We start from the raw sequence: 13,920 nt of genomic DNA, 5'->3' as shown, positions 1-13,920 counted from the left end.
CGTTTGCACGTCGGCCAGTGGCGCAAACCGATGACTACCTACCCTCGCCTCTTGGCGACAGTCCTTTTACTGACGAACGCCACGGCGGCCTTTGCCGCGTCGTTTGTCGACATCACGGTGACCGGTCGGCTGACGCCGGACGCTTGCCACGTGACGCTGTCTGACGAGGGCACGGTCGATCACGGCAAAATCCCGGCTCACACCCTCAGTTCCAGCGAGTTCACCCTACTGCCCAGCCGGGCATTGGCGCTGAATGTGCAGTGCGCCAGGCCCATGCTGTTTGCCCTGGTTGGGATCGACAACCGCGCCGAGTCCGCCTTGGCCCCCGGGCTTTACAGCCTGGGCAGAAACATCCACGCGCCCGCCGAACGCCTGGGGTCGGTGGCGCTGTCTTATCGCAACCCGTTGGGCGATGCGCAACCCATGCAAGCGCTGGCTTCCAGCGACAACGGCGAAACCTGGGCACCGCACCCCAATGCCTCCCCCAGGACCTACGTCGGTTTTGCCCCCATCGGTGATCGCCAGCCCGACTTCATCGGCCAGTTGAGCGCCCAACTGCAAATCGACACCGCCATCAACCTGGCCCAGTACCTGACCCTGAACCAGGAAGTGCCGCTCGATGGCTCCATCGTCCTGGATTTGCGCTACCTCTGACTTCTTTATGCTGCCCCTATGGGAAACCCCGTCATGACGACGACATTGTTGAAAACCGCGGCCTGCCTGGCTGCCCTGACGTTGCTGCCGGCCACTTATGCACAGGCTGATGGCATGGTCCCAGACACCTCCGTGGTGATCATTTACGAAACCGATGGCGAAGCCGCCGTATCAGTGACCAACACCGACAGCCAACTCGCCTTGCTGCACGTCACCCTGGAAGATGTTCCCGAGGACACCGAGTCGTTACTGGTGGTCACGCCGCCACTGTCGCGGGTCGAACCGTCCAAATCGCAACTGGTGCGTTTCATCCTGCAAAGCCAGCAACCGTTGCTCACCCAGCGACTCAAGCGGGCAATCTTTGAAGGCATGCCCCAGGGCCGGCCGGCCACTGAAGCCGGGCATGCACGGGTAGGCGTGACGGTGCGCCAGAACTTGCCGGTGATCATTCATCCCAAAGGCCTGGCGCGCAATCGCACACCGTGGACTCTACTGAGCTGGTCGCAGCACGGCGCCACCTTGCAGGTGCGCAACGACAGCCCGTATGTGGTGCGCCTGGCCCAGGAACTGCGCCTGCTGCCCGGCGATGGCAAGGCGATGCTGCCGCGCACCTACGTGTTGCCGGGAGAAACCCTGAGCATGCCGGCCACCGGCGGCCCGGCCAGCACCGTACGGCTGCAACCGGCCACGGTGTATGGCTTTGCGGTAGCCGCCTACGAAGCCCCTCTGACCTGACGGCATACACCAGGCGCCCGGCGCCTGCATAACGAAGTGACGGCTCGAAGACCGTCACCAGGGCGCACAGACGCCCATCACTTGAGTGCCTTTCGTGAAAACAGTATTTAGCGACCGTGACGGCGAAGCCGTGCCCGACACACCTGCCCGCATCACTCGCCCGGCCATGCTGTTGGCGTGTGTGCTCTGGCCCGCAGTACCCTGGGCCGAAGCACGACCGGGGTTTGATGCCACGACCCTGCACCAGCGGGGCATTGACCCACAATTGGCCAGCCTGTTGCTCGACGCACCGCGCTTTGCCGCTGGCCGGCATGCTGTCAGCCTGCGGGTCAACGGCCAGCGCCGGGGGCGCCTGGAGGTGGGGTTTGATCAACAGGGCGCGCTGTGTTTTGACCGCGCCCTGCTGGACGCCGCCAACCTGATCGTCCCCGCAGATGACGGCCCCTGCCATGACTTTCTGGAACGCTACCCACAAAGCCTGGTGGAGCCCGACCCGGCCAGCCTGACGGTGTCGCTGGTGGTGCCGACCGAGGCGTTGCGGCCTGCGCAACAAGACGTCTCGGGCTATGAAACCGGTGGGGTTGCCGGTTTGCTCAATTACGACCTCACCGGGTTCTACAACCGCTTCGGTGACGGTGACAGCCGTTTCGGCTCGGCCAATACCGAAGTCGGCTTCAACGCCGGCGACTGGATCGTGCGCAGCCGCCAGGTACAGACCTGGCAGGACGGTCTGTCGCGCAGCACGCACCTGGAGGCCTACGCCCAGCGCACGTTCGCCAGCCACCAGGCCGTACTGCAACTCGGGCAGATCAACCTCTACAACCCAGTGCTGTCCGGCGCGCAGATCACCGGGGTGCAGGTCCTCACCGAACAGGCCCTTCAAGAGCAAGGCCAGGGTGCGACCATCGAGGGGATCGCCAACAGCCCGGCGCAGGTCGAGGTGCGGCAGAACGGCGCGTTGATTCACTCCACAGTGGTCCCCGCCGGGCCGTTTTCCCTGACGGATGTGCGCCGTTTGAACTCGCGCTCCGACGTCGACGTCACCGTCCGCGAAAGCAGCGGTGGCGAGCGGCGTTTCACCGTCCCGGCGGCCATGCTCGGCCTTGGTTTGCCAGCACCGGGCTATTCGGTCGCAGCAGGGCGCGTGCGCAACATCGGCAATGCCCAGGGCGATGACCCTTGGGTGGTCAGCGCAGGCTGGACCGGCGCCGTGCACCCGCAACTGTCCCTGGGCAGCGGCGTGCTGGCGTCCAGCGAATACCGCGCGGGCGGGTTGAGCCTGGGCTGGCTGCCGTGGCTGGACAGTCACATCCAGCTGTCCAGCCAACTCGCCGATACCCAGGCACGGGACAAGGTTCGCGGGCTGCAGACCGACCTTTCATGGGCCCAGCGCCTGAATGATCAGTGGTCGTTCAGCGTGGCCAATTCCTGGCGCACGGCGGGCTATCGGGAGCTGGAAGAAGCCACCTACGAACCCGAGACCACTCAGCAACGGCGCTCGCGTTATCGCGATCAACAAAGCGCGACGTTGGGATGGTCCCACCCGTGGTTGGGCGCGTTCAGTGCCGGGGCTTCACGCTCCAGCAGCTTTGATGGCGACAGCAGCAGCCGGGGCCTGGTCTCCTGGGGCACCAGCGTGCGCGGGGTGTCGCTGTCGGCCAGCGGCGAATGGCAGATGGGCGGCCGCCAGCAACAAGACAATGCGGTGTACCTGAACATCAGCGTGCCCTTGGGCGAGAGCCGCCGGGCCCGCGGCTGGGTGCGCAACTCCGGTGGCGAACACCGCACCGGGCTGGGTTTGAGTGAGCAGATCGACGATCAACTGAGCTACCGCGTCAGTGCCGAACACGACACCCGCGATCGACAGGTGGAAACCACGCTGGGCCTCTCCGCCCTGCCGCGCTATAGCCAACTGGACTTCAGCTACAGCCGCTCCGACGCCGAGCGTTCAAGCTACCAAGGCAGTGCCCGAGGCGGTGTGGTGGTGCATGGCGGCGGCGTCACATTATCGCCCTACCCAGTGCGCGACACCTTCGCCGTGGCATCGGTGGGCGACATCAGCGGCATCAAACTGAGCACCCCCAGCGGCCCGGTGTGGACCGACTGGCAAGGCCAGGCCGTGGTGCCGCAGGTCAGCGCTTACGGCCGCAGCCCGGTGGAAGTCCAGACCCGCTCGCTGCCACGCAATGCGGATATCAACAACGGCCTGGCAATGATCGCCGCCGGGCGCGGGGCCGTGGATCGGGTCGAATTTGGCGTGACCCGCACACGTCGGGTATTGCTGCACGCGCGCAGCGAACAGGGCACACCGCTGCCGCGCGGGGCGTCCGTCAGTACCGCTGGCGGGGAGTTCGTGACCCTGGTCCAGGATGGCGGCCAGGTGTTCCTGCCCAATGTGCTGGAGCAACCGCAATTGTGGGTCAGCGCCCCTGGCATGGCGCGTTGCGCCCTGCGCTTCGAGTTGCCGGAAAAGAGCGACCCCCAGGTGTATTTCGAAACCGCGTCCGCACGCTGCGATAAATCATGAGGACCCTCACCATGAATACCGCTTCTACCCTGTCCCGCCTGGCCATGAGCGTGATGCTGCTGATAGTCGCCAGCAACGCCCTTGCCGAGGACGAGTGCCAACTGAACCTCAGTGAATCACTGCTGGATTTCGGCCTGATGAGCCGGGTCGCACAACAGGACAGCCCCCTTGAGCGCCCGTTGGGTGAGCGCCGCGTCAGCCTGAATGTGAGCTGCGCGCAGCCGACCGACATGAGCCTGTTTTATCAGGCGCTGGCGGCCACTTCGCAGCGGCTGCGGTTCACCGAGCATGGCAGCTACGCGATCCAGGCCAGCGACGCGGTGCTGGACGGCACCGCCGTGGAGCTGGGATTGATTTCCGCACTCGGCCAGCCGCCGGTGGCCCGTGGCGCGCTGCTGAACTGGCGCACAGGCCACGGCATCGCACCGGTCAACGGCGAGACGCTACTCAACGGCCAGCATTTTTCCGTGCAATTGACCTTCAGCGCCTTCGCCGATATCGCCGCCACACGGGTCACGGACGCCACCACCTGGGAAGCCTCCGGGACGTTCCATGGCCGTCATAGCGCGCGCGAAGTGAATCTGCGCGCCCACTTCGCCCCCGCCGCGTGCAAACCTCAACTGTCCAACGGTGGCCTGGTGGATTACGGCACGTTGCTGGCGAAAGATCTGAGCCCCACCCACGAAAACCCACTGCCCACCCGCACCTTGCAGTTTTCTGTCAATTGCGACGCGCCCACCCCCTTCGCCCTGCTGATGCATGACAACCGCTCCGGCACCGCCACCGGCGGCACCGATGAAACCGCCTATGGCCTGGACCTGGACAACAGCGGGAACAAGATCGGCCGCTACTACCTGAACATCGACCCGGCAGACTTCACCGCCGACGCCTACCGCACGCTCTATCGCACCGACTCCACCAGCAGCGGCAAGGCCTGGAGCGTCTCCAGTGCGCGGCAGATTCCCATCGCCGCCCACAGCCTCATGGGTTTTACCGACAGCGCCGGCAACACTCGCGGCCCCATTGCCCTGCAGAACCTGGCCGGCACCGTGCGTATCAAGGCGTACCTGGCGCCCACCCAGTCCATGGACCTGCGCACGGTGGTGCACATCAATGGTTCCGGCACCCTTGAAATCATCTACCTCTAATCACTGGAATCCGCTGAATGAACAAGTACTGCCTGGTTTTTTCTTCACTGCTATTGCTGCCCTTGACCGCGCCGGCACTGGCGGCGTCGACCGTGGAGCTGATCGTCAAGGGCAGGATCACGCCCGTCGCCTGCACGCCGCTGCTGTCCGCTGGCGGCTTGATCGACTACGGCAAGATTTCCCAGCAGGACCTGAACCTCGACAGAGGCACACGACTGCCGATCAAACATCTGCACGTCAGCATTGGCTGCAACGCGCCGAGCCGCTTTGCCTTGCGCATGCGTGACAATCGCGATGGCACGGCCACGGTCAATAGCGAGATTTACTACGGGTTGGGGCTGGACCACAGTGGCAATCGCATCGGTCTCTATTCCATGAGCTTCGACCCGCGTAGCACCCAGGCAGACAGCGCCGCCCCCCTGTACGGCACCGAGTCCACCACCGGTGGCCTGGCCTGGCGCACCGCCAACCTCAACCCTATCGATATCGGGGCCAACAGCTACCTGGGGTTCACCACCACCGAAGGCAGCACCGCCGGGCCCTCGGCGATCCAGGAGTTGATCAGCACGGTCAAGGTCGAAGCCGTGATCAATGCCCGGCAGAACCTTGACCTGAGCCGCGATACCCCACTCGATGGCTCGGCGACGCTGGAAGTGGTGTACCTCTAAAGCCTCTCACTGCTGACCTGCACATACCGTGCACGCCCGGCGCCCAGGCCGGCGGTGATCGCGCCCACGCCCAGCAGCGCAAAAATCCAGCCGGTGGCGGCCCAGCCGCCGGTCCAATCGTGCAATAGCCCCACCGCCAAAGGGCCGAGGGAGGCCAAGGTGTAACCAATCCCCTGGGCCATGCTCGACAGGTTGGCCGCCACATGGGCATCACGCGAGCGCAGCACAATCAGGGTCAGCGCCAGGCTGAACGTGCCGCCCTGCCCCAGGCCCAGCACAATTGCCCAGCCCCACAGACCGTCCAGCGGTGCATACAGGCAACCGAACAGGCCGCCTAGGGTCAACAGCATCACCACGACGATGGCCATACGTTGGTCCTTGCCGCGTGTCGCCAGCCAGGGTGCGGCCAGGGAGCTCAACAACTGCACAATGATGGAGCCCGACAGTGCCAACCCGGCTTCGGTGGCGCTCAGGCCACGGCCGATCAGGATCGATGGCAGCCAGCCGAACACGATGTACGCCAATGAAGATTGCAGGCCCATGTACAAGGTGACTTGCCAGGCCAACGGGTCGCGTAGCAGGCCTTTGACCCGGTAAGACGCCTGGTGGGCGCCCTGTCGCTGGCCGATCTGCGGCAACCAGAACAGCGCCGCCGCCAACGCCGGCAGCATCCAGAACCCCAGGCCCAGGGGCCAACTGTCGCCGAAGGCGTGACTCAGCGGCACCGTGGAACCGGCTGCCAGCGCAGCCCCCAGGCACAGGGCCATGGTGTAGACACCGGTCATGGTGCCGGCTTGCCTGGCAAAATCACGCTTGACGATACCCGGCAACAACACCCCGATAATCCCGATGCTGGCACCCGCGATCAGGCTGCCAGCGAACAACCCGACCTCGCCGAACGAACTGCGCAGGATGATGCCAGCGGCCAGGGTCAGCAAAATCCCCAACACCACCCGCTCGGCACCGAAGCGCCGCGCCAGGATCGGTGCCGTGGGCGCAAACAGGCCCAGGCACAACACCGGCAAGGTGGTCAGCAAACCGGCCTTGGCCGCCGACAAACCCAGGCTGTCGGACACCTCACCCAGCAGCGGCGCCATGCTCGACAGCGCCGGACGCAGGTTCAGCGCCACCAGCACCAGGCCCAGCAACAACAGCCACGGACGGCGCACGGGCGGATGCGGCTGTTGCACCGCATCATCGTCGGCCTCAGCATCGATCAGCAGTTCTTCAAGTTCAGTGGGGCGCTTGGCTTCAGGGTTCATTGATCAACTGCCGGCAGAGGGATTTGGCACGCTCCGGGTCTTGCTGTTCTACAGCGTCGAGCAGGGCGATATGCAGGTCGAACACCGCCTGGCGACGCGGCGAAATGCTCAGGGTCTGACGCAACTGGGCGCCGACGATGGCCGAAAAATACTGATACAGCTCACTGAGCGCCGGGTTGTGGGCAGCGTCCACCACGCGCGTGTGGAACACCAGGTCGGCACGGATGTAGGCCTCAAGGTCGCCGTGGTACAACTCGGCGCTGCGCTTGAGTGCGTCATGCAGCGCACGCAGGTCATCCTCGGTACGGCGCAACGCGGCAAGGCCGATGGCCTCCACTTCGAGGATCTGCCGGGTTTCCTGCGCCTGCTCCAAAGTGCAATGGGACAGCGCCCGCATTGCCCCCAACGGGTCAGTCATTGAACGCAGGTAACTGCCGTCACCCTGGCGAATTTCGATCAACCCGGAAAACGCCAACACACGCATGGCCTCGCGCACGGTATTGCGGCTGATGCCGAGCTCAGCAGACAGCTCTGGTTCGGTCGGCAGGCGCTCGCCGACGGCCCACACGCCTTGGGAAATGCGCAGGCGCAGTTGCTCAAGGGCCTGGTCGACCAAGGAGCGTTTGATCAGGGGGGCGATGTCTGTCATGGGTTTTGTATTTTCGTCCAATCATAGGATGAATTTTCCCACAGGCTATTCGGAGTTGCCTACAAGGGCAAGGCACTAGGGTTTTAGGGCTGGAAAAGGAGCAGTATTTTCGATTGGAAAAATTACCCTCAGAGGGTAATTATTGAACTCAGGTGTCTTATGGAAAAGTACACACCTCATTACGATCTGGCGGGGATAAAGGCGGATGTCAGGCGGCTTGGCAGCAAAGCGTTCACAAGGGCCGCAAAAGAATCCGGTGAGGATCTCGGCTTCAGTGTCAAGGATATGCAGATCGTCATTTACGCACTACAAAACAGGATGCTGTACAAATCGATGACCACTTTTGGGGATCATCGAACCTGGCAGGATGTGTATTGCACGCACGCAAAAAACAGGGAGATTTACGTCAAGGTCACTTACCGCCCAAACGGTAGACCGCCGGTAATCTCCTTCAAGGAGAGACAATCATGAAAAAAACCGAGCTTTGCTACATATGCGGCGCTCCAGATGCATTGAGTTACTTCAAAGGTCGCAGTGAAACTATCCGCATCAAAGGGCTGCAGCGCAGGGTCGACAATCTTTCAGGGTGGGAATGCAACGTATGCGGCGACGGTTTCTGGGACCCAGACGACGACAGCACCGATCGCTACGACGCCGCAAAAGCTGAACTGACCCTCGCCGCGCGGAAAGTGATCGGTGCCGAGATCAAACGCACGCGCAAAAAACTGCACCTTACGCAAAAAGAGGCCGTGGATTTGCTGTCCGGCGCGGGGCATAACGCTTTCTCTCGTTACGAGCGTGGCGAACTAGTTGCCCCAAGGCCCCTGGTGATCCTGATGCGGCTATTGGATCGCCACCCGCATTTACTGGCGGATGCAAAAAAACTGGCAGACGGTGCTGATTTGCGCGCAGCGTTCACCTATACCGTCCACACCGAGACTGAAACGCTGAAGGCCTCTTAAACCACAAAAAACAAACCCGGCGCCAAGGCCGGGTTTATTTTCAAGCATCATCCATCGATCAATGCAAAATCTGGCTCAAGAACAACTTGGTCCGGTCATTCTGCGGGTTGTCGAAGAAGTCGTTCGGCGCCGCCTGTTCAACGATCTCGCCCTTGTCCATGAAGATCACGCGGTTGGCCACGGTGCGGGCAAAGCCCATCTCGTGGGTTACGCACAACATGGTCATGCCGTCTTCGGCCAGGCCGATCATGGTGTCGAGCACTTCCTTGACCATTTCCGGGTCGAGGGCCGAGGTCGGCTCGTCGAACAGCATGATTTTCGGCTTCATGCACAGCGCACGGGCAATCGCCACACGCTGTTGCTGGCCGCCGGACAGTTGCCCCGGAAACTTGTGGGCCTGCTCCGGAATGCGCACGCGCTCCAGGTAGTGCATGGCAATTTCTTCGGCCTTGCGCTTGGGCATCTTGCGTACCCACATCGGCGCCAGCGTGCAGTTCTGCAGGATGGTCAGGTGCGGGAACAGGTTGAAGTGCTGGAACACCATACCGACTTCACGGCGGATCGCCTCGATCTGCTTGAGGTCGTTGGTCAACTCCACGCCATCGACCACGATGCGGCCCTGCTGGTGCTCTTCCAGGCGGTTGAGGCAGCGGATGGTGGTGGACTTGCCCGAACCCGACGGCCCGCACAACACGATACGCTCGCCCTGCTTGACGTTCAGGTTGATGTCTTTCAACACGTGGAACTGGCCGTACCACTTGTTGACGCCCTGCATCTGGATAATGCCTTCAGGGCTCACAGGCTGTTTGATTGCTTCGCTCATAAAAAGAACTCCTAACGCTTGTGGCCTGTGTCGAGCTTGCGTTCCAGATGCATGGAATAGCGCGACATACCAAAACAGAAAATCCAGAACACCAGGGCGGCGAACACATAGCCTTCAGTGGCCATGCCCAGCCATTTCGGGTCGGCGGCGGCTTGCTTGACGCTGTTGAGCAGGTCGAACAGGCCAATGATGATCACCAGGCTCGTATCCTTGAACAGTGCGATGAAGGTGTTGACGATGCCCGGGATCACCAGCTTCAGGGCTTGCGGCAGAATCACCAGGCCCATGCTGCGCCAGTAACCCAGGCCCATCGCAGCAGCGGCTTCGTACTGGCCCTTGGGAATGGCCTGCAACCCGCCGCGCACCACTTCAGCCACGTAGGCCGACTGGAACAGGATCACGCCGATCAGCGCTCGCAGCAACTTGTCGAAGTTCATGCCTTCGGGCAGGAACAGCGGCAGCATCACCGAGGACATGAACAGCACCGTGATCAACGGCACGCCGCGCCAGAATTCGATGAAGGTCACACAGACCACACGAATCGCCGGCATGTTCGAACGCCGCCCCAGCGCCAGCACGATACCCAGTGGCAACGCACCGGCGATACCGACGGTAGCGATCACCAGGGTCAGCATCAGGCCGCCCCATTGGCTGGTCGCCACATTGGCCAGGCCGAAGACGCCACCGTGCAGCAGGAAGTACGCAACGATCGGGTACAGCACCAGGAAGCTCAGGCCGTAGATCGCCTTGTGCTGGAAGCGCGAGATGAACAACGGCGCTACGCCGACAATGGCCAGCCACACGGTAAGGTCTACGCGCCAGCGCAGGTCACCGGGGTAATAGCCGTACATGAACTGCCCGAAGCGCTGTTGGATAAACACCCAGCAGGCGCCCTCTTTGGTGCAGTCGGCGCGGGTGGTCCCGACCCAGTTGGCGTCGAGGATGGCCCAATGCAGGATCGGCGGCACTACCAGGTACACCAGGTAGATCGACAACAAGGTCAGCAGGGTGTTGAGCCAACTGGAAAACAGGTTGGCGCGCATCCATGCCACCGGGCCGAAGACTTTGCTCGGCGGCGGCATATCTGGTTTGAAAATATGAGAACTCATGCTGGTTTCCTCACCGCTCGATCAGCGCAATGCGCTTGTTGTACCAGTTCATCAGCAGGGAAATGCTGATGCTGATCGCCAGGTACACGCTCATGGTGATGGCAATGACTTCGATGGCCTGGCCAGTCTGGTTGAGCACCGTGCCGGCAAACAGCGAAACCATTTCCGGGTAACCGATACCGGCGGCCAGCGAGGAGTTTTTCGCCAGGTTCAGGTATTGGCTGGTCAGCGGCGGAATGATCACCCGCAAGGCTTGCGGGATGATGACCTTGCGCAGCGTCGGGCCGTTTCGCAGGCCGAGGGAACGGGCGGCTTCAGTCTGGCCGTGGCTGACGGACTTGATGCCCGAACGCACGATTTCAGCGATAAACGCAGCCGTGTAGACGGTAAGCGCCAGGGTCAGTGCGAGCAGTTCGGGGATCAACACCCAACCGCCGACAAAGTTGAAACCTGACAGCTTGGGCATTTCCCAGTGCAGTGGCGCGCCGAAGATCAGTGCGCACAACGCAGGGATCAGTACAAGCAAGGCCAGCCCCGTCCAGAACTTGTGGAAAGGGACACCTGTGGCCTCGAAGCGTTTATTCGCCCAGCGGGTCATCAGCACCACGGCGATAATCGCCACGACGACGCTGGCCACGAACGGCCAGAAACCATCCGCAGCCAGTGCCGCCGGCATGTTCAGGCCACGACTGCTGACAAAGAAGGTGTCGCCGAAGTTATGACTGTTGCGCGGCCCCGGCATCGTGAGGAACACCGCGAAGTACCAGAACAGGATCTGCAGCAGCGGCGGGATGTTGCGGAACACTTCCACGTACACCGTCGCCAGCTTGTTGATCATCCAGTTGGGCGACAGGCGCGCCACGCCGACAATAAAGCCGAGCAGCGTTGCCAGGATCACGCCGATGAAGGTCACCAGCAAGGTGTTGAGCAAGCCGATCACAAACACCCGGGCATAGCTGTCCGATTCGGTGTAGTCGATCAAATGCTGCGCGATGCCGAAGCCGGCACTGCGCTCAAGAAAGTCGAAACCCGAGGTAATGCCCCGGTGTTGAAGGTTGGTCTGGGTGTTATTGAAGAGGTACCAGCCCAGCGAGACCACCGCCACAATCGTGATGATCTGGAAGAGCCACGCACGCACTTTGGGATCGCTGAAGCTGAGCTTCTGCTTTGGTGCGCCGATTTGATTTTGCATGAAGTGCCCCGGAGAGAATGGAACAGAACATCACCCGGCGGTTGGCCCACCGGGTGACAGAACCATCAGCGATCAGCGCACAGGTGGTGCGTATTGAATGCCGCCGTTGTTCCACAGCGCGTTCAGGCCACGGTCGATTTCCAACGGGGTGCTCTTGCCGAGGTTGCGCTCGAACACTTCGCCGTAGTTACCGACTTGCTTGACGATCTGTACAACCCAGTCTTTCTTCACTTTCAGGTCTTTGCCGTATTCGCCGTCAGCACCGAGCAGACGTGCAACGTCCGGGTTCTTGGTGGACTTGGCTTCAGCTTCGACGTTTTTCGAGGTGATGCCGGCTTCTTCAGCGTTGAGCATGGCGTAGCCAACCCAGCGCACGATGGCCAGCCACTCGTCGTCGCCATTACGTACGACTGGGCCCAATGGCTCCTTGGAAATGGTTTCCGGCAGAACCACGTAGTCCTTCGGCGCGGCCAGCTTGCTGCGCTGGGCGAACAGTTGGGACTTGTCGGAGGTCAGCACGTCGCAACGACCGGATTCCAGCGACTTGGCGCTTTCATCGGAGGTGTCGAAAGTGATCGGGGTGTATTTGAGGTTGTTGCCACGGAAGTAGTCGGAAACGTTCAGTTCGGTGGTGGTACCGGCCTGGATGCAGATGGTTGCACCGTCCAGTTCCTTGGCACTTTTCACGCCCAGCTTGTTGTTTACCAGGAAGCCAATGCCGTCGTAGTAAGTGATGAAGCCTGGGAATTTCAGGCCCATGCCCGCATCGCGGGAGCTGGTCATGGTGGTGTTACGGGACAGAATGTCGACTTCGCCAGACTGAAGCGCGGTGAAACGCTCCTTGGCGTTCAACTGGCTGAACTTGACCTTGGTCGCGTCGCCGAATACAGCGGCAGCCACAGCGCGGCAAACGTCAGCGTCGATCCCAAGGATCTTGCCGCTGGCATCCGGTACCGAAAAGCCCGGCAAGCCGTCACTCACGCCACATTGCACAAAGCCTTTCTTCTGCACGGCGTCCAGAGTGGCGCCAGCTTGGGCAAAACCACTGACACCCAGTACGGCCGCCGCGCAAACGATGGCCAGGGTGGATTTCAATACCTTCATTCAAACCTCCAGTTGCTCTTGTTGTGTCGGAGCTCGAACCTCAGCGCACCCTTATGAGGCGATATCGACCCGTGTTGGCTTTTTTTAGGGTCAAGCGGCATGAAGTTGTCGCGGTAATTCCAGTTGCTATCCCACAAGCGGCAGTCACTGATAGTGTTACCGTCCTGGGAAAGTCCTGACATCGACCAACACATAGCAAGCCCCGTACCAGAGTGCTGGCTGAGTCGTTTCAGCCCATGGTCAATAGCAAAAGATTCAACCTTGCGACATTCTCTTAACAGATCAACCTATGGCGCACCGTTCCGTCGCACTTAATCGGAGCGCACGCACATTTATGGAGCAGACATGACCGAACCCTTGATTCTTCAGCCCGCCAAGCCCGCAGACGCCTGCGTAATCTGGCTGCATGGCCTGGGTGCCGATCGCTACGACTTCCTGCCGGTGGCCGAAGCGTTGCAAGAAACCCTGCTGAGCACCCGCTTCGTGTTGCCCCAGGCGCCGACGCGTGCGGTGACTATTAATGGTGGCTATGAGATGCCGAGCTGGTACGACATCAAGGCCATGAGCCCGGCGCGTTCCATCAGCCTGGAAGAGTTGGAAACGTCGGCCGAAATGGTCACCGACTTGATCGAAGCTCAGAAGAGAACCGGAATAGACGCTTCGCGAATTTTCCTCGCTGGGTTTTCCCAAGGGGGTGCCGTGGTTTTTCACACTGCATTCCTTAAGTGGCAAGGACCGCTGGGTGGCGTGATCGCCCTCTCCACCTACGCGCCAACGTTCGGCGACGAGCTGCAATTGTCCGCCAGCCAACAACGTATTCTCGCCCTGTGCCTGCATGGCCAATACGACGAAGTGGTGCAGAACGTCATGGGCCGCAGTGCCTACGAGCATTTGAAGACCCGCGGTGTCACCGTCACATGGCAGGAATACCCAATGGGCCATGAAGTGTTACCCGAGGAGATCCGCGATATCGGCACGTGGTTGAGCGAGCGCCTAGGCTGAAAACCGGCGTTTATGTAGCCGTATGACAGACGCACTACGCCGCGCCCGATTCTTGCATTACACTGGCCGGCGTACATTCCTTAAC

The 13,920-nt window shown here is 61.5% G+C and carries 14 protein-coding genes; 8 read left to right on the top strand and 6 right to left on the bottom strand.

Annotated elements, in window-relative coordinates; all coding sequences use genetic code 11:
- The first annotated feature begins 30 nt into the window (after positions 1 to 30).
- The 5 genes from PspS35_RS05700 to PspS35_RS05680 all read left to right on the top strand — a co-directional run bounded on the left by PspS35_RS05700 (position 31) and on the right by PspS35_RS05680 (position 5,732).
- Positions 31 to 654 carry a DUF1120 domain-containing protein gene (locus tag PspS35_RS05700; protein WP_159933104.1) on the top strand — a complete coding sequence of 208 codons (624 nt, stop codon included), beginning with the start codon at positions 31 to 33 and terminating at the stop codon, positions 652 to 654.
- 33 nt (positions 655 to 687) lie between these two features.
- Entirely contained in the window at positions 688 to 1,389 is a 702-nt protein-coding gene (locus PspS35_RS05695) for a fimbria/pilus chaperone family protein (RefSeq protein ID WP_065924218.1), read from the top strand.
- Positions 1,390 to 1,483: 94 nt separating this feature from the next.
- On the top strand, positions 1,484 to 3,916 hold the full coding sequence (locus PspS35_RS05690; RefSeq protein ID WP_174244788.1) for a fimbria/pilus outer membrane usher protein: 2,433 nt from the start codon (positions 1,484 to 1,486) through the stop codon (positions 3,914 to 3,916).
- A gap of 11 nt (positions 3,917 to 3,927) precedes the next feature.
- Positions 3,928 to 5,064, top strand: a complete 1,137-nt coding sequence (locus PspS35_RS05685; protein ID WP_159933103.1) for a DUF1120 domain-containing protein — start codon at positions 3,928 to 3,930, stop codon at positions 5,062 to 5,064.
- A 17-nt stretch (positions 5,065 to 5,081) separates the two neighbouring features.
- Positions 5,082 to 5,732 carry a DUF1120 domain-containing protein gene (locus tag PspS35_RS05680; RefSeq protein ID WP_159933102.1) on the top strand — a complete coding sequence of 217 codons (651 nt, stop codon included), beginning with the start codon at positions 5,082 to 5,084 and terminating at the stop codon, positions 5,730 to 5,732.
- Here the strand turns inward: PspS35_RS05680 and PspS35_RS05675 are convergent.
- A complete protein-coding gene (locus PspS35_RS05675) occupies positions 5,729 to 6,994 on the bottom strand; it encodes a CynX/NimT family MFS transporter (protein WP_159933101.1) in 1,266 nt (421 codons plus the stop codon). The genes PspS35_RS05680 and PspS35_RS05675 overlap by 4 nt on opposite strands.
- Positions 6,984 to 7,643 carry a FadR/GntR family transcriptional regulator gene (locus tag PspS35_RS05670; protein ID WP_159933100.1) on the bottom strand — a complete coding sequence of 220 codons (660 nt, stop codon included), beginning with the start codon at positions 7,641 to 7,643 and terminating at the stop codon, positions 6,984 to 6,986. Before PspS35_RS05670 ends, PspS35_RS05675 begins: the two co-directional genes overlap by 11 nt.
- 159 nt (positions 7,644 to 7,802) lie before the next feature.
- On the opposite strand from PspS35_RS05670, the gene PspS35_RS05665 reads away from it, so the two are divergent.
- A complete protein-coding gene (locus PspS35_RS05665; protein ID WP_159933099.1) occupies positions 7,803 to 8,114 on the top strand; it encodes a type II toxin-antitoxin system MqsR family toxin in 312 nt (103 codons plus the stop codon).
- The gene (locus tag PspS35_RS05660; protein WP_159933098.1) at positions 8,111 to 8,605 is read left to right on the top strand and encodes a type II toxin-antitoxin system MqsA family antitoxin; all 495 of its coding nucleotides are present in this window, start codon (positions 8,111 to 8,113) and stop codon (positions 8,603 to 8,605) included. Before PspS35_RS05665 ends, PspS35_RS05660 begins: the two co-directional genes overlap by 4 nt.
- Before the next feature lie 58 nt (positions 8,606 to 8,663).
- On the opposite strand, the gene PspS35_RS05655 is transcribed toward PspS35_RS05660, so the two are convergent.
- The 4 genes from PspS35_RS05655 to PspS35_RS05640 form a co-directional block, all read right to left on the bottom strand.
- A complete protein-coding gene (locus PspS35_RS05655; protein WP_003171943.1) occupies positions 8,664 to 9,428 on the bottom strand; it encodes an amino acid ABC transporter ATP-binding protein in 765 nt (254 codons plus the stop codon).
- Between the two features lie 11 nt (positions 9,429 to 9,439).
- On the bottom strand, positions 9,440 to 10,537 hold the full coding sequence (locus tag PspS35_RS05650) for an amino acid ABC transporter permease (protein WP_159933097.1): 1,098 nt from the start codon (positions 10,535 to 10,537) through the stop codon (positions 9,440 to 9,442).
- Positions 10,538 to 10,547: 10 nt separating this feature from the next.
- Positions 10,548 to 11,729: an amino acid ABC transporter permease gene (locus PspS35_RS05645; protein WP_159933096.1), complete on the bottom strand. Its 1,182-nt coding sequence runs from the start codon at positions 11,727 to 11,729 to the stop codon at positions 10,548 to 10,550.
- A gap of 72 nt (positions 11,730 to 11,801) precedes the next feature.
- Complete coding sequence (locus PspS35_RS05640; RefSeq protein WP_053131322.1) at positions 11,802 to 12,833, bottom strand: amino acid ABC transporter substrate-binding protein; 1,032 nt, start codon at positions 12,831 to 12,833, stop codon at positions 11,802 to 11,804.
- Between the two features lie 345 nt (positions 12,834 to 13,178).
- Between PspS35_RS05640 and PspS35_RS05635 the strand changes: the two genes are divergently transcribed.
- Positions 13,179 to 13,835 carry an alpha/beta hydrolase gene (locus PspS35_RS05635; protein ID WP_159933095.1) on the top strand — a complete coding sequence of 219 codons (657 nt, stop codon included), beginning with the start codon at positions 13,179 to 13,181 and terminating at the stop codon, positions 13,833 to 13,835.
- Positions 13,836 to 13,920: the final 85 nt, after the last annotated feature.

It is taken from the genome of Pseudomonas sp. S35 (genome assembly GCF_009866765.1).
GTDB lineage: Bacteria > Pseudomonadota > Gammaproteobacteria > Pseudomonadales > Pseudomonadaceae > Aquipseudomonas.
Note: the sequence above shows the minus strand (reverse complement) of the source record. Positions and strands in the feature narration are given on the sequence as shown.